General features: G+C 57.0%; 15 protein-coding genes. 10 read left to right on the top strand and 5 right to left on the bottom strand.

What is annotated here, in order from left to right; all coding sequences use genetic code 11:
• Positions 1-4: 4 nt before the first annotated feature.
• From ACEN9A_RS09445 to tal, 5 genes are all read left to right on the top strand, one after another.
• A complete protein-coding gene (locus ACEN9A_RS09445) occupies positions 5-715 on the top strand; it encodes a peptidoglycan recognition protein family protein (protein WP_019649364.1) in 711 nt (236 codons plus the stop codon).
• 689 nt (positions 716-1,404) lie between these two features.
• Entirely contained in the window at positions 1,405-1,863 is a 459-nt protein-coding gene (locus tag ACEN9A_RS09440) for a hemerythrin domain-containing protein (RefSeq protein ID WP_258673234.1), read from the top strand.
• 398 nt (positions 1,864-2,261) lie between these two features.
• Positions 2,262-4,742 (top strand): hypothetical protein, encoded by a 2,481-nt coding sequence (locus ACEN9A_RS09435; RefSeq protein WP_258673224.1) that lies wholly within the window; start codon positions 2,262-2,264, stop codon positions 4,740-4,742.
• A gap of 285 nt (positions 4,743-5,027) precedes the next feature.
• Positions 5,028-6,038, top strand: a complete 1,011-nt coding sequence (gene dusA / locus ACEN9A_RS09430; protein WP_026286585.1) for a tRNA dihydrouridine(20/20a) synthase DusA — start codon at positions 5,028-5,030, stop codon at positions 6,036-6,038.
• A gap of 357 nt (positions 6,039-6,395) precedes the next feature.
• Entirely contained in the window at positions 6,396-7,322 is a 927-nt protein-coding gene (tal, locus tag ACEN9A_RS09425) for a transaldolase (protein WP_019582092.1), read from the top strand.
• A 113-nt stretch (positions 7,323-7,435) separates the two neighbouring features.
• On the opposite strand, the gene rssC is transcribed toward tal, so the two are convergent.
• The gene (gene rssC / locus ACEN9A_RS09420) at positions 7,436-7,918 is read right to left on the bottom strand and encodes an anti-sigma factor antagonist RssC (protein ID WP_007935262.1); all 483 of its coding nucleotides are present in this window, start codon (positions 7,916-7,918) and stop codon (positions 7,436-7,438) included.
• Positions 7,918-9,099, bottom strand: coding sequence for a two-component system response regulator RssB (gene rssB / locus ACEN9A_RS09415; RefSeq protein ID WP_258673119.1), 1,182 nt, complete (start codon positions 9,097-9,099; stop codon positions 7,918-7,920). The genes rssC and rssB overlap by 1 nt, the downstream gene beginning before the upstream one ends.
• Positions 9,100-9,375: 276 nt before the next feature.
• Between rssB and ACEN9A_RS09410 the strand changes: the two genes are divergently transcribed.
• Complete coding sequence (locus tag ACEN9A_RS09410; RefSeq protein ID WP_258673114.1) at positions 9,376-9,675, top strand: PilZ domain-containing protein; 300 nt, start codon at positions 9,376-9,378, stop codon at positions 9,673-9,675.
• A 72-nt stretch (positions 9,676-9,747) separates the two neighbouring features.
• On the opposite strand, the gene ACEN9A_RS09405 is transcribed toward ACEN9A_RS09410, so the two are convergent.
• Entirely contained in the window at positions 9,748-10,437 is a 690-nt protein-coding gene (locus ACEN9A_RS09405; protein WP_019649407.1) for an MlaA family lipoprotein, read from the bottom strand.
• Positions 10,438-10,637: 200 nt separating this feature from the next.
• Between ACEN9A_RS09405 and pcrP the strand changes: the two genes are divergently transcribed.
• On the top strand, positions 10,638-11,258 hold the full coding sequence (gene pcrP, locus ACEN9A_RS09400) for an HAD superfamily inactivated hydrolase PcrP (RefSeq protein WP_019649408.1): 621 nt from the start codon (positions 10,638-10,640) through the stop codon (positions 11,256-11,258).
• Between the two features lie 109 nt (positions 11,259-11,367).
• A complete protein-coding gene (locus tag ACEN9A_RS09395; RefSeq protein WP_019649409.1) occupies positions 11,368-11,631 on the top strand; it encodes a DUF4404 family protein in 264 nt (87 codons plus the stop codon).
• Positions 11,632-11,785: 154 nt separating this feature from the next.
• Here the strand turns inward: ACEN9A_RS09395 and queF are convergent, their stop codons facing one another.
• Together queF and copI are read right to left on the bottom strand one after the other, a co-directional pair.
• Complete coding sequence (gene queF / locus ACEN9A_RS09390) at positions 11,786-12,616, bottom strand: NADPH-dependent 7-cyano-7-deazaguanine reductase QueF (RefSeq protein WP_019649410.1); 831 nt, start codon at positions 12,614-12,616, stop codon at positions 11,786-11,788.
• Positions 12,617-12,677: 61 nt separating this feature from the next.
• Positions 12,678-13,214 carry a copper-resistant cuproprotein CopI gene (gene copI / locus ACEN9A_RS09385; protein ID WP_007935275.1) on the bottom strand — a complete coding sequence of 179 codons (537 nt, stop codon included), beginning with the start codon at positions 13,212-13,214 and terminating at the stop codon, positions 12,678-12,680.
• Positions 13,215-13,368: 154 nt separating this feature from the next.
• Here copI and ACEN9A_RS09380 point away from each other — a divergent pair, with 154 nt between their 5' ends.
• Both ACEN9A_RS09380 and ACEN9A_RS09375 read left to right on the top strand, forming a co-directional pair.
• Positions 13,369-14,049, top strand: coding sequence for a heavy metal response regulator transcription factor (locus tag ACEN9A_RS09380; protein ID WP_258673111.1), 681 nt, complete (start codon positions 13,369-13,371; stop codon positions 14,047-14,049).
• Positions 14,049-15,395, top strand: coding sequence for a heavy metal sensor histidine kinase (locus ACEN9A_RS09375; protein ID WP_258673109.1), 1,347 nt, complete (start codon positions 14,049-14,051; stop codon positions 15,393-15,395). The genes ACEN9A_RS09380 and ACEN9A_RS09375 overlap by 1 nt, the downstream gene beginning before the upstream one ends.
• Positions 15,396-15,454 lie beyond the last annotated feature (59 nt).

Genomic DNA, 15,454 nt, shown 5'->3' with positions numbered 1-15,454 from the left:
AAATATGGCTGAACAATTTACGACTGAAGCAAAAGCAACCGAAGTCAAACCCAAAGAACCAGCGGCGCCCACTACCATCACCGTCAACGATAGAGCTGCTACCAGAGAAGCGATCCTCAGACTCGTCCGCAAAAATGGTGAGTTTATAGAACGATCATCTTGGGGAGCGCATAAAGCAAAAGGCGAAATGGTCGATGACTGGGACTACTCGATGATCGCACTTCACCATGCCGGTAGAAGTGTCGGCTGTGGTGCCGGCGCAGGACAGATGCGTGCGATTCAGAGCGAGCACCAGGCCAAGTTCGATGACATCGGTTATCACTACGGCATCGATTGTATGGGTAAAGTATTCGAAGGACGCGACATCCGGTTCAAAGGCTCAAGCGTACATAATTACAACACGGGCGTAATTGGCATCGTTTTGCTAGAAAATTTGACAACCGCCGATGAAGGTGGCGATGTGGTTGCCCTTGCCCGTCAGGCTCTTGAAGCCATCAACGGCAATATGGACCAGAAAATCCCAGCCATACAAATCGACACCCTACTGAACTTAATTCAAGCCCTGACCAGCGTTTTCAGGGTGACGACTTTGGGTGGACACCGGGAATTTCCCATGCAAGCCGGGGAAGGAAAGATTTGTCCCGGCAACATTGGGATGGAGCTGGTGAGAAACCTTCGAATTAAAACCAAACTGTTACGACCACCCGCATCATGAAATTTCTACTTATCATTGTTCCGACCATACTCGTCGCCTTCCTCTACATCGGCTTTTACGAAAGGATGGAAGACTCCTACCCGGAAAAAGTATTTTTCATCAAGAAATATCCGACATTTCAGATTAAGTTTGAAAATATTTTCGCGTACGAATCAGATGACAAAAAATTGAGTGAGCTAAGTGACACGGAGCGACAGTTGGTCATCCAGTACTGTACATATCGGTTAGGTGTGACTACGACATTGAAAAACCAAAACGAGCTTGAGGAATGCAAAAAAAGGTAAGATAAACCATCTTTTGGATGGTAAAAATTGGACAGATCTATTTCATACGCAAAATAAATCCGCCCCTGAGGGACGGATTTATTTACTCGTACTAAGACGCTCAACCCCTCCCCTTTCTGCTTTTCTCCGGAATTGATTTTCCACCTAGCGGTTGTCGATTTTGGCGCTGCTTTTCCTTCCTTTTTCGCTGGAGGACATCCGGCAGATCAATAGTGCATATAACATACACTTGATATTTCAATTTTTTCCAAGGGTGGCAAATTTACTGCCGCGAGGGCTTTGCGCTCACCTATACTAAAAAGATTAAATAGTGCTAATGAGCATGCTTAATAAGATATTGAAATTATTGAAATTTAAATGTGTAGATACCCTTGCGAACTACTGGTATCGCAACGAGGATTTGACATGAACGTTTTGTTGAAAGAGCTTCTGACCTATCATCACGAAGTGGCTATAAAAATTACTCAGATCAAAGAGTTGCTGAGGAAAATCAGACATGAACCCGATGAAACTGATGACTGCAAGCTGTTGTTCACGATGCTGGAAGCCTTGCATGGTGATGCAGAGCGACACCACCATGAAAATGAAGAACTTATTCGGCTGGCCTTGCTAGAGACTGAGGCGCCGATCCACCAACGGGTCAAGGATATCGAGCGAGATCATCAGGCATTTGAGCGCATTGCTGGGCAGTTGAAGATGTTGGGGGATACCACTAAGGAAACGAGAGTAATTACTGACACTATCGATGACTTCATCAAAAAATATTACGATCACATGGACGCCGAGGAGAATATTTTCTTTCCGGCGGCAGATAAGTGGCTTTCAGACGACCAGTGGCAGGAAATCAAGCATCAATGGCATTAATTGGAGCTCGCCGCATACATTAAAAAATTAGCTACTACTTAGTACTGACCTCACTAAGCAATTACGCGAACACCACGCATTAACTTACAGGGGTGTCCGTATATCGATGGCTCTTTGTTGCAAGTCACTCAACCCCTCCCGCTCCTGTTCTCACTCGCTCTCAACTACCTCCGCTAGACTCACCTGAGCCCCGCAAGCCCAATCCTGATAAACTCCCCACCTCCCAGCCTCACCCATTCCAGAAACGCCAATGCCACCAATCACCGCCACACTCGCCCTGCTCTCCCGCCGCTTCTGCGTCGCCCCATTTTGCGTCGATCAGGCTGGTTGTTGGTAACTCAGCATCTCTCTTTTACGCAAACACGCTTATTTGAAATCGCACATTTATTCTCGAGGTAATGGTGACCCACTCTTCTGATCAACGTGCTGACGAAAAAAGCCTGCCTCGATTGTTGCTCGATCTACTTTGGCAAATCGCCGTACTGTTGATCCCGATTTTTCTCGTGGCGGTATTACCGCTGCTGTGGGCGCTCGGTGTCGTACTGGGTTGTGCTGCCTTGATGTGGCTGACGGCACGGGCCGGTTGGCAACGAACCGGTCGAGGGGCTGCCCGGGTCATGACCTCTGCCGCAATAGGCCTGGGTTTTAATCTGGGCAGGGCTTTGCCGGCGTACTGGGATATTGCGGGGGCAGCGGCTGTGATGTTCTTCGGGCTGGCTTGCGTCAGTCACTTGGAAAGACGTTTTGGCCTGGTCGATAAAACACAGGCCAAGTCGTCACCGCTATCGCCTGGTCAGTCTTCAGGCGGCGCCAGTGCCTGGGGTGGGGACGAACCGCAGCAAACTCCCGAGGGCGAGCCCATCAGGGTGTTCAACTACAGCGAAATCGCCATGGGCGGGCCCGTCCTGTGCGATTACCTGTTTCCCGATGGGGTGCTGCTCCAGGGCCTTGGGTCGTCGGCTCGCTTCTCGAATGACGGACGTTATTTCGCTGCGCCTTTACCCTCGCGCCAAGCCTGGGGGTTGGTGATTCTGGATCGACAGTTGCGTCAGCTTTACCAGTGTTCGTGTGATGAATTTTGGGAACTGGATGCCTTTAACGACGGCATCCTGAGTGGGCGTTACAGTCCTCTGGTCGACAACGGCGCACGGGAGATCAGCCTGGAGCAACTGCTGACGACGGCTGAAAAGATCAGCCTGGTGCCCGTTGTTGACCTTTGGGTTGAGCCTGGAGCCTGGCAAAAAAAACTTGCGCTCGAAACGTTCCGGCATACGTCCCCCGATGGTCAGCAATGTTTGGACGCCTGCCTGGCGCTGCCGGCCAGCCTGCGTGAATTGCCACAGCCTTGCGCCCCGCTGATGAGCCCGGAATACCGCGTGAGCATAAACGGTGAGCCCACTTCGTTGCTGATCAGGGCCGATACCTCAATCATCTGGAATCACGATAGTCGCTCGTTCGCTTGCCATGCACGGATGGATGATGAGCAACCGCAAGCCCTCGAATACTGGCTCTGGCACGTAGACCGCGGCTGGCAAGCATTGCCTTGTCCGTGGCTATCCGCCGACAGCGAACCTTCCGTGGGTTGGAGCGCCCCCCTAGAGCTGGATGACCACTACCTGCGGCTATCGTCCTACTTCGACTACCCGCAGCCTGATCGCGGTCGCTATGGTTATGGCTTGTACAGCATACACAGCGACTGTGAGTCTCAGGTGGGCCATGATCCGAACGGCCGGGTGCAGGTTGCGCAGCGGCACCTGACTCGCGTGCGGTTGGCCGTGCCTCTGGTGGGTGATGGACAGCGAGGCGCGACGATGGTCGAGTCGGCACCATTGACGGGTGATACGCGGGCTCAATTTAGCTGGCGGCAAGACAACAGCTTGGGGCTCGGGGGTTATACCTGCAGGATTGGGGGCTGGGAGTTACCGGGCGTTTGGCTGCTCGATCATCGAGTTTCAGACACTGGACGTTACATCGCATTAATACCGTTCGCCCTGCCGCCCGCCACAGCAGGTCACGTGGTGGTGGTCGACGCACAGGAACGACAATTGATGAACAGCCCTCCTCTGTTGGTCGCACGATTGTTGGACTTTCGTGGGCCGAGACTGAGCCTGGCAGTGATTCGAGGTCGCCTGGATCAGGATCGGCAAAGCAGTCCATTGCAGCGCTTTGATCAATCGCCACCCGAGGCGGACGATGCTGCTGTATTTTGCCAGTATCGACAGGACTCGCGGCTTTACTACGAGTGGTGTGAGCTCAATGTCAGCCAACAAGGCCTGAGCGCCCTCCCCGATTGGCGCCTGGTTAAACAGCCACAGTCTGCAATCGCCGATGGAAACTTTGTCCAGCCAGCACCGATGGATAAAGATGCCGCTTGGCTGTTCGGTTGTGAAACCGAATACGCCGACAGTTGGCTACGCGTCCAGAGCCCACGCCTGGGCGGGTATTTGCTGACGGCGTCCGGTTGCGCCATCAGCCATCTCGCGCCCTCGATGATCTGGTCCGAGGATGCACGTTATCTCGCGCTGACTCGACTCCATACCAACGTCGACGATGACCACGGAGGTCGCTTGGCATGGCAGATCTTGCTGTTGGATGTCCAGGAGCGAACCTTGAGGCATTCACCTCAGTGGCTCCATAATCGACCACAGTTTGAAGGTTTTAATGCCAATGTCTTGAAGGTGCGTCTATTTCTGCGCGACTGGGAAGCCGAGGATGAAAGAGACCGAGGCTCAATCAGCGCAATGAAGTTGAGCGACCTGCTGGCACTCCCCGCCGAATCCCTGTGCCCGCACGCAGGACTCTGGCTGACGAAGGATCAACTGTGTCACTCCGAAGCGTGGCAAGCATTGGATACATCGGCCTTACGCCATTGGCGCTAGTCACGTTTATCACTGGCGCTGGCATGGCGCGCAAAAAGAGACGAAGCCGACTGAGGCACGTTCGGTTGAGTCACGTTAGATGTCGGGCCTGAGCTTAATCTTGCCTGACAATATCGGAACAGACGTATCTGTGCCGTGTAACTGGTGCCGCCGTCGGTGCGCTTGCGTGCTCTGATCGTGGCCATAGTCAACTGGTACAATTGTTAAAGGGGTTGGTACATTGTATCAACGCCCCTCAAAACGCCCATTTACCCCCTAAAACCGGCTTTGAACACGTAGAGCGAAATGGTACAGAAATCAGCTACATACTCAGTAAATTCAAGCTCTACAGTGTCTAGACGCTTTAGCGTTGCGCCCATGATGGATTGGACCGACCGCCACTGCCGTTTCTTCCTGCGCCTGCTCTCCAAGCACGCCCTGCTCTACACCGAAATGGTCACCACCGGCGCCCTCCTCAACGGCGACCACGACCGTTTCCTGCGTCACAACGAAGCCGAGCACCCGCTCGCCCTGCAGCTCGGCGGCAGTGTTCCGCTGGACCTGGCCGCCTGCGCCCGCATGGCCCAGGACCACGGTTACGACGAGGTAAACCTGAATGTCGGCTGCCCGAGTGATCGGGTGCAGAACAATATGATCGGGGCGTGCCTGATGGGGCATCCGCAGTTGGTGGCCGATTGTGTGAAGGCGATGCGTGATGCGGTGTCGATCCCGGTGACGGTGAAGCATCGGATCGGGATTAATGGTCGGGACAGTTACGAGGAGCTGTGTGATTTCGTTGGCACGGTTCGGGATGCCGGGTGCACGAGTTTTACCGTGCATGCGCGGATTGCGATTCTGGAGGGGTTGTCGCCGAAGGAGAACCGCGACATTCCGCCTCTGCGTTATGACGTGGCGGCGCGGTTGAAGGCGGATTTTCCGGAGCTGGAGATTATTCTCAACGGCGGGATCAAGACGCTCGAGGCCTGTCACGAGCATTTGCAGACGTTCGACGGTGTGATGCTGGGCCGTGAGGCGTATCACAATCCTTATGTGATGGCTGAGGTGGATCAGCAGCTGTTTGGCAGCACGGCGCCGGTGATCACTCGGGCCGAGGCGCTGGCGCAGTTGCGGCCTTATATTGCCGAGCATCTGCTGGCGGGTGGCGCGATGCATCACATCACTCGGCATGTACTGGGGCTGGGCACCGGGTTTCCGGGGGCGCGCAAGTTTCGGCAGTTGTTGTCGGTGGATATTCACAAGGCTAAAGAGCCGTTGGCGTTGCTGGATCAGGCGGCAGAGTTGTTGGAGGGACGTTAATCCCTCATCACTCACTTGCAGGTTTCGCGCGCCGGTGTCCGCGCTCTGCCTCGTTAGAAAATGGCCGCTTTGAAATGGCGGCCGTCACTTGTTCGGCCCGAGCGCTCAAAGGTCTAATTCGCAAGCTGGTCAAATCGGTAAGTATTGAGGACATGACCCAGGCCTGCTCAGCACGCTAACCGTCACCTCCATTGAACCTGCCTTCCATTTCAGCATCGTATTTACCGAGACCACGCCCCGCCTTTCAAACATCCGTTTTCAGGATGTTGCCACTGGGGCCTTCGATACGCACATGCACCCTTGAGTGGCTGTCAGCGCTCGGGTAATGTCATTAGACCCATAGGACAGAGCACGCCCATGACTTCCAAGCTGGAACAACTCAAACAAATGACCACCGTGGTTGCCGATACCGGCGACTTCGAAGCAATCGCTCGCGTTAAACCCGTGGACGCCACCACCAACCCTTCCCTGCTGCTCAAAGCAGCGGCCATTCCCGGTTATGCCGAGTTGCTGAACGCTTGCGTCAGCGACTGCAAGGGCGATGTGGGCTTGGCCAGTGACCGTTTTGGTGTCGCGGTGGGGCAAGAGATTCTGAAGGTGATTCCTGGCCGTATTTCCACTGAAGTGGATGCGCGCCTGTCGTTCGACACTGACGCCGTATTGAAGCGTGCGCACCGTCTGATCGACTTGTACGAAAAGGCCGGCGTTGGCCGTGACCGTGTGCTGATCAAGATCGCTTCGACCTGGGAAGGCATCCGCGCTGCCGAGAAGTTGGAAAAGGAAGGCATTCAGACCAACCTGACCTTGCTGTTCTCTTTCGCTCAGGCGGCGGCATGTGCTGACGCCGGGGTTTTCCTGATTTCGCCGTTCGTGGGCCGTATCTACGACTGGTACAAGAAGGCCACCGGCAACGACTACACCGGCGCGGATGATCCGGGCGTGCAGTCGGTGACGCGCATCTACAACTACTACAAGGCCAATGACTACAAAACCGTAGTGATGGGTGCCAGCTTCCGTAATCTGAATCAGATCGAGCAGTTGGCCGGTTGTGATCGGTTGACCATCAGCCCTGATCTGCTGGAGAAACTGGCGGCGGATACCGGCAAGCTGGAGCGCAAATTGGTGCCGGGGCATGCGGGTGAAGCGCGTCTGAGCTTGAATGAAGCGCAGTTCCGTTGGTTGTCCAACGAGGATGCGATGGCGACCGAGAAGCTGGCTGAGGGCATTCGTCAGTTTGCTCGGGACCAGGAGAAGCTTGAGGCGTTGTTGCAGGCCAAGCTGTGATTTGAGTTAGCTGGATGCAAAAAGGGCGAACCATGGGTTCGCCCTTTTTTTGCGTTGAATTTGGGTAGTGGGCTTTGTGCTGGAAGATGTGGCGGGGCCTCAGCTTCAGGGAATCAATGACGCTCCAGCGCATTCACCAGGTCGTGAAACGCCTCACGGTTGGAGTCGTTCAGGCCCATGAGGATTTTGTGTGCTTCGAGGACTTTGATCCGCACCACTTCTTCGGACTGGTCCTGGTCTGGCAGGTCGGTCAGGCATTCAGGGCATGGGATCGGGCGGTCAACGATGTTGAACACTTGCTCGAAGCCCATGGACTGCAGCAGACGGGTGATGTCTTCGTGGGTGGTGACAACAGTCGGCAACAGGCCGACTTTTTGCCGCGACAGGATCGACAGCTTGGCCAGCAGGCCCAGGGTGGTGCTGTCGATGCTGCGGGTTTCGGTCAGGTCGATCACGATGGCGTTGAAGTTCAACGCAGTGAAGATCCGCTCAATAGTCGCATCCAACGCCGAACACAGGGTCAGGCGAACTTCACCGACGAACTTCAGGACGAAGGTGCCGTCCTGCTCGGCGAACTGGATTCTACCGGTACTCATTAAAGATTCCTGCTCAACACCAACAGGGCGATATCATCCGGCATCTCCCCTAGCGTGGCCAATCCAAAAACCTGGCGCAGACCATCCAGGCTGCCGCCCGCCGCTTTCACCCGTTGAGGCAAAGCAGCTTCTTTATCTTTGAGTGTGGGTTCTGGCAAAAGGTCCAGAATGCCATCAGACATCAGCGTCAGGCTGAATACCGGCGGCAGCTCCAGTACGTGGTCTTCGTAGGTGGCTTCATTGAAGAGGCCCACCGGCAGACCACGCCCATCCAGGTAACGAACACTGTCTGGCGTGTACAACACGGGCAACGGCAGATGACCGCCGATGCTATAGGTCAACAAACCTGTCTCCTCGTCGATGACTCCACCGACCATTGTGACGTGTTTACCCAGCTTACAACTGATCAGGCCCCGGTTGATATGACCAAGGACTTCTGAAGGCTTGAATTCCGGCAATGTGCCGTTGCGCTTGGATTCGAACAGCAAGCGCGTGGTCATGAACTTCAGCAGCACGGTAACGAAGGCTGAAGAGGCGCCATGACCGGAAACGTCGGCCAGGTAGAAGGCTACCCGACGCTCGTCGACCCGAAAGTAGTCGACGAAATCGCCCGACAGGTACAGCGACGGGATGATCTGGTGCGCAAACTGAAACTCGTCGATGGTCCAGGGGCTGACCGGCAGCATGTTCATCTGCACCTGGCGACCAGCGTTCTGGTCCTCCTGGAGCAAGTTCAGGCTGGCTTCCAGCTCGCGGTTGGCCTTTTCCAGCTTCTCGCGGTAGCGCTGGTTTTCCAGCAGCAGGCGCGCACGATCCAGGGCACGACGCACGGAGTGCTCGAGCACGGCGAGATCTTCGAGAGGCTTGATCAGGTAGTCCGCTGCGCCCAGGCGCAGGGCCTCGACGGCGTCGTTCATCACACCGGCGCCCGAAACCACGATTACCGGGGTTTGCGGCGACAGTTCGGTGACCTGGCGAATGAGTTCGAGTCCGCCCATCTGCGGCATGCGCAGATCGCAGATGACCAAGTCGGGCTTGTCTTGCTCGAATACCTGTAGACCCTGCTGGCCGTTACTGGCCTGCAGGACACTGAAACCACTGTCTTCCAAGTAGGCCGCGAGGCTCGCACGCACTACTTCGTCATCATCGATTATCAGCAGCGTGGCACTGGTTTTTGGCATGTGGGCAAACGGCGCCAGAATTAGGTTGGCGTAGCAGGCTGGGCATTTGGCCCTGCACACACTACTGGATTCGCTTTCTAGCCTCTCTGCTGCACCGTTTTCGAGCGTTTGCCCTACTCACTGTTCCACCAGAGGTGCCCTTCTAAGGCGCAGACGGTACTCCCATCCGCGAGGCGTTTCAAGCTCACGCCGATGGTCGCTTGACGTCTTTACTTGTCAAATCACCGAGAGTTATAAGAACAGGCAAAACCGTAACCCAAAGGAAGGATCGAGCCCATGAGCCAAACCGATCGGGACTACAGCGAAAAGCGCGATTTCATCCGCATGCGGGTTGATGCCGATGTGTCGCTGATTCATGAAGGCGACGAGGTGCAAGCCGTCTGCATCGACCTTTCCAGCAGTGGCATGCAGCTGGAGGCGCCCCGCTCATTCAAGGTCGGTGACCGGCTCAGCGTACGGATCGATTCCGATCACGCAGCCCTCAGAGGCCTTGAGGCCGACACCGAAGTGGTGTGGGTGAAAGCACAGGACGATGGCGGCCAGAAACTCGGGCTTACAATCCGGAAGATGAAATAGCCCTGACTTAACCCGCAAGCCAAACGAAAGAAGGCGGCCAAATGGCCGCCTTCTTCGTTTTACCGGTCGAGATTAAAAATCGTCTTCGACCTTACCGTCCTTGACTTTGAATTCGCGGTTTTGCAGGTATGCATTGCGAATAAAGGTGTATTTGTCGCCAGTGATCAGTTTCTCGGCCGACAACAGGCTGGCGCGAGTGTCGACGATGTTCAGGCCGTAAATCGAGTTACGCACCGGTATATCGTTGATGTAAGGGTACGGACCGGTATAGCCGTCGACGTACTTGGAAGGCGCATCACGCAAGGTGCTTGGGCCCAGCAGCGGCAGCATCACGTACGGGCCGCTGCCCACGCCCCAATAACCGAGGGTCTGGCCGAAGTCTTCGTCGTTGCGGTGCAGGCCCATTTTGGTGCCCACGTCAAAGAAGCCCAGCAGGCCGAAGGTGGTGTTGAAGATCAAACGCGCGGTGTCGACGCCAGCCGCGGCGGGCTTGGCCTGCAACACGTCGTTGGCGAGGTTGGTCACATCGCCGACGTTGCGGAACATGTTGTGGATGCCGTCTTCCAGGAACTGCGGTGTGACGAACTGGTAGCCCTGAGCCAACGGCTTCAGTGCGTAGGTGTCGACAAAGTCGTTGAATTTGTAGATCGGGCGGTTGATGCTTTCCCAAGGGTCTTCTTCCGTGGCAGCCTGGGCCGCGAACGGAACCAGCAACACGCTGGCACACATACAAAGCTGAGCGAGTCGATTGCTCCAGCGCATAAGAAACTCCTTGGATTGTACTGACGCGGGCGCTTGGCCCAGGCGCAAAGACCGCTAGTATATGACGGAAAACCCGGTTTAGGCAGCATCGTGCACGATGGTCTACGAACGACGCCCTCCTGACGGCGAGCGATTCACATCCGTGTCACTCGATTGTCATCGTCCATGAATAGCCTTGTCGCTATTTCAGGGACGTTTCCATGCCGCACGCCGAAGTCTTGCCCCTTGCCGCACCAAATCTGACCGCCGTGCTGTTCGGCCTCAGTGGTTGCCTGGTGGATTTCGGCGCGCGCACGCGTCAGCACGGTACCGTTTCTGCCGAGCACGCCGAGGTCACGCCCGGTGCCCTGGAGAGCCTGTCCAGCTTGCAGCGACAACGGATTCCCTGCGCCTGGATTGATGAACTCCCCCCTGCCCTCAGCCATTCCCTGGCCGTCGCACTTCCGGCCTGGATCAAATCTTTGCAACACTCTGAAACAATCAATCCATGGCCGGCCCCGAATGCCTGCTGGCAAGCCTTGATGGCGCTGAATGTCGAGCGCCTGGACGGTTGCGTGCTGGTCAGCGGCGAGCCGCGACTGCTGCAATCGGGCCTGAACGCCGGGCTGTGGACCATCGGCCTGGCGTCGTGCGGCTCGCTATGCGGGCTCGCGCCGAACGAATGGCAAGCCTTGAGCCAGAAGGAACGGGAACACTTGCGCGGCAAGGCGACGGTGCAGTTGTTCGGCCTGGGCGTGCATTCGGTGATCGATCATCTGGGCGAACTCGACACCTGCCTGGCCGATATCAGCCTGCGTCGGCTCAAAGGCGAAAAGCCCTGACTGAGATCATGCAGGTTGCCCGGGAGTGGATTAATCTAAAGGTCAGCCATAGACCTTTGGCACGCCGCTGCGGTCTATGCCAGTGCCTATCGATAAAAGGAAGAACGCCATGCCCGCCCGCGAACTGCAAGAACAGCTCAATAAACTGCGCGAGCAATTGGAACAGAATCCGCCACTGACCGAAGCCGAGCGCGAAGACCTGCACGCGCTGATGCAACAGATCCAGCTGGAGCTTGAGCTGGAAACCAAAACCCAGGACACCAACCTCGCCGACAATGTGAACCTGGCCGTCGAGCGCTTCGAACTCGAACATCCCACGCTGGCCGGCACCCTGCGCAACATTGTGCAGGCCTTGGGCAACATGGGGATCTGAACCCTTCAGATGCAAAAAAGCCCCGCTATTGATAGCGGGGCTTTTTGATTTCCAGAAGCAAAAGCAAAAAGATCGCAGCCTTCGGCAGCTCCTACAGGGTGTACGTCGTCCCAATGTAGGAGCTGCCGAAGGCTGCGATCTTTTGATCTTTAACCTACTGACGGACCAGCCGATGGTTCGGCAGTTGCACCTCTTCGGTGCTGCGATACGGGTTGATGTCCAATCCACCACGACGCACATACCGCGCGTACACCGTCAATTTCTCCGGCTTCAGCAACCGCTGCAGGTCGAGGAAAATCCGCTCTACGCACTGTTCATGGAAGTCCGAGTGCTGGCGGAAGCTCACGATGTATTCCAGCAAACTCGCGTGATCCAGCGCCGCGCCACGATACTCCACCACCACGCTGCCCCAGTCAGGCTGACTGGTGACCGGGCAGTTGGATTTGAGCAAATGGCTGTGCACGCACTCTTCAACGATGCGCGACTCATCGCAACGCAGCAGTTCCGGACGCGGGTGCTCATAGTTGCTGACACTGATGTCCAGGTCATCGATGCACACGCCCGGCAACGCCACGACGCCTTCCGCCTCTACCTCTTTCAGGCTGCGAACCCGCACGCCCACCGATTTGCCGGCAGCGGCCGAGAGGTCTTTCACCAGCGTCGCTTCAAGGCTGGCGGTGTCGGCAAATGGCGTCTGGTTCAGCGAGTTGAGGTACAGCTTGAACGACTTCGACTCGATGATGTTCGGCGAATCCGCCGGAATGCTGAATTCGCCGATCGCCACCACAGGCTTGCCAGACGGCAACAGCCACGACAGCTCGAAGCAGTTCCAGAAATCCACGCCCTTGTACGGCAGGGTTTGCGCGGTCAGGCCCAGCTCGGCCCATTTCGCGGTGCGCGGGATCGGGAACAGCAAGGACGGCGTGTAGGTGGCGATGTATTCGCTGGATTTGCCCAGCGGCGAATGTTCGGCTGCGGGATGCATGGCGGAAACCTGACTGAAGAATCAGCGGATTCTACCAGCCTTTGCTCCCGCCTTTGAGTGCTTACTGACTGACTGTCAGTTTGCCGACCATGCCGGCCTGGTAATGGCCGGGGATGTTGCAGGCAAATTCCAGGTTAGTGGCCTTGGTGAAGGTCCAGGTCAGCTCGGCGGTTTTACCCGGTTCCACCAACACACTGTTGGGGTCGTCATGCTTCATGCCGTGATCCATGGCGCCATGATCCATTCCGGCCATGGAACCGTGGTCCATGGCCTTCATGCCTGTAGGCATCAGCATGCCGCTTTGCTGCATCTGGAGCATTTCCTGCTGATGCCTGGCATGCATCTGTGCATCGCCGAGGTTGAATTCATGCAACAACTGGCCTTTATTCACCAGTACGAGACGCACGGTTTCCCCGGCCTTGATATCGATGGTCTTGGGGCTGAAGGTCATATCGCCCATTACCACTTCGACGCTGCGGGTAGCCTGGGCGGCCGAGGCCGGCTGACCGAAATCGTAGGTCTGCGCCGGTGAGGCTTCCAGCCCTAAACTCAGAGTCAGCAAACAAGCGGCCAGTACCAGACGCTTTTGCAAAAACATAGTCGCACTCCAATAAGATGAGGTTCAGCTTGTGGGAAACTCTACTCCGCCGGCTCTGCCAGCCACCTGACAGGCAGATTACAACTTTGTCAGGTTGGCCTGTTTCCTCGCCGCCCACGGTATAACGCACCTGTTCAAACTGCCCGAGTCGCCCATGAAACTGCTGATCGTCGAAGACCAACCGAAAACCGGCCATTACCTGCGCCAGGGCCTGACCGAGGCTGGCTTCAACACCGAACTGGTGGCCGATGGCAGCACTGGCCAGCAACTGGCCTTGAGCGGCGATTACGCCTTGTTGATTCTCGATGTGATGCTGCCTGGACGCGATGGCTGGCAGATTCTGCAAGCGGTGCGCAGTGCAGGCCTGGACACGCCGGTACTGTTTCTGACCGCGCGGGACGCGGTGGAGGATAGAGTCCACGGCCTGGAACTGGGCGCCGACGACTACCTGGTCAAACCTTTCGCCTTCTCCGAACTGCTGGCCCGGGTTCGCAGTCTGCTGCGTCGCGGCAGCGCCACGCCCCAGGAAACCAGCCTGCAACTGGCCGATTTGCGCCTGGACCTGATCCGTCGCCGGGTCGAGCGTAACGGTCAGCGCATCGACCTGACCGCCAAGGAATTCGCCCTGCTGGAAATGCTCCTGCGGCGCCAGGGCGAAGTTCTGCCCAAGTCGCTGATCGCGTCCCAGGTGTGGGACATGAATTTCGACAGCGACACCAACGTCATCGAAGTGGCGATCCGCCGTTTGCGCCTGAAGATAGACGACGATTTCCCGAACAAGTTGATTCACACCGTGCGCGGCATGGGTTACGTCCTTGAAGAGCGCCCCGCCTGATGCGCCGGCTTTCATTAAGCAACCGCCTGGCACTGCTGTTTGCCGCCTGTACTGCGGTGGTGTCGTTGTTCGCCGGGGTGCTGTTCAGCCGCGCCAGCGAGGCGCACTTTGTCGAGTTGGACCAGCAGCTGCTGGATGACAAACTGATTGGTTTACGTCGGGCGCTGGATGACATTCAGGCCGGCGACGCCGAGGCCAGGCTGGCCGATGAATTGAGCCGACAGGCCGATCTTTCGCTGCGCATCATTAGCAGTGACGGCCAACGCATGTACGACAGCTCGCCCAGCGTGCCCAAAGAATTACCGCGCAAGCATGGCCTGTCGACAGTGAGCGATGACGGCACCGATTACCGCGTCCTGAATGCGCCGCTGTTCCTCGACAAACCCGACTCACCGCAACTGACCTTGTTGCTGGACATCACCCATCACCAACACTTTCTGCAGCGCATGCAGCACCTGATCTGGCTGACGGTCGGCCTCTCGGCCCTGGCCACCGCCCTGCTCGGTGCCTGGGCGGCGCGCAGTGGTTTGCGTCCGTTGCTGCGCATGAGTGCGGTCGCCAGCGGCGTGTCGGCGCAATCGCTCAACGCCCGCCTGCCGGAAGCAGGCATGCCGCCGGAACTCGCGGAAATGGCCCACAGCTTCAACGCCATGCTCGGACGCCTCGATGACTCTTTTCAGCGGCTCTCGGCCTTTTCCGCCGACATCGCCCATGAACTGCGCACACCGCTGTCGAACCTGCTGACCCACACCCAAGTCACCCTCACCCGCCCTCGCCCCCTTGAGGATTACCGCGAGGCGCTGCACAGCAACCTCGAAGAACTGCAATGGATGGCGCAACTGGTCAACGACATGTTGTACCTGGCCAAGGCTGACCACGGTTTGCTGATGCCCAAGCGCGAACCGCTGGACCTGGCGGAAGAAGCGGATGTGCTGCTGGAGTTTTTCGCGCCGCTGGCCGAGGACGCCCGGGTGAAGCTGAGTCGTGACGGCCGCGCGAGCCTGCAGGGCGATCGCAGCATGCTGCGCAGGGCATTGTCCAACTTGCTGGACAATGCGTTGCGGTTTACCCCGGCCGGTGGTGAGGTGCGGGTAAAGATTGTCGAGCAACCGGCAGGCTTGAGCCTGACTGTTGAAAACAGTGGGGACGGGATTTCAGAAGACTTGTTGCCGCGGTTGTTTGACCGTTTCTACCGGGCAGACCCCGCGCGCCGTGAAGGCAGCAGTGAGCATGCGGGATTGGGGCTGGCGATCACCCAGTCGATCATCCGCGCCCATGGCGGGCAGATTCGTTGCGAATCGGCTCAGGGATGGACGCGGTTTGTGATTGAGTTACCGCAAACCTGATCATTCCCACGCTCTGCGTGGGAATGCAGCCAGTGACGCCCTGCGTCACATCAGGAGCC

Source organism: Pseudomonas sp. Pseusp18 (assembly GCF_059506005.1).
This window is presented reverse-complemented; position numbering and strand designations above follow the sequence as displayed.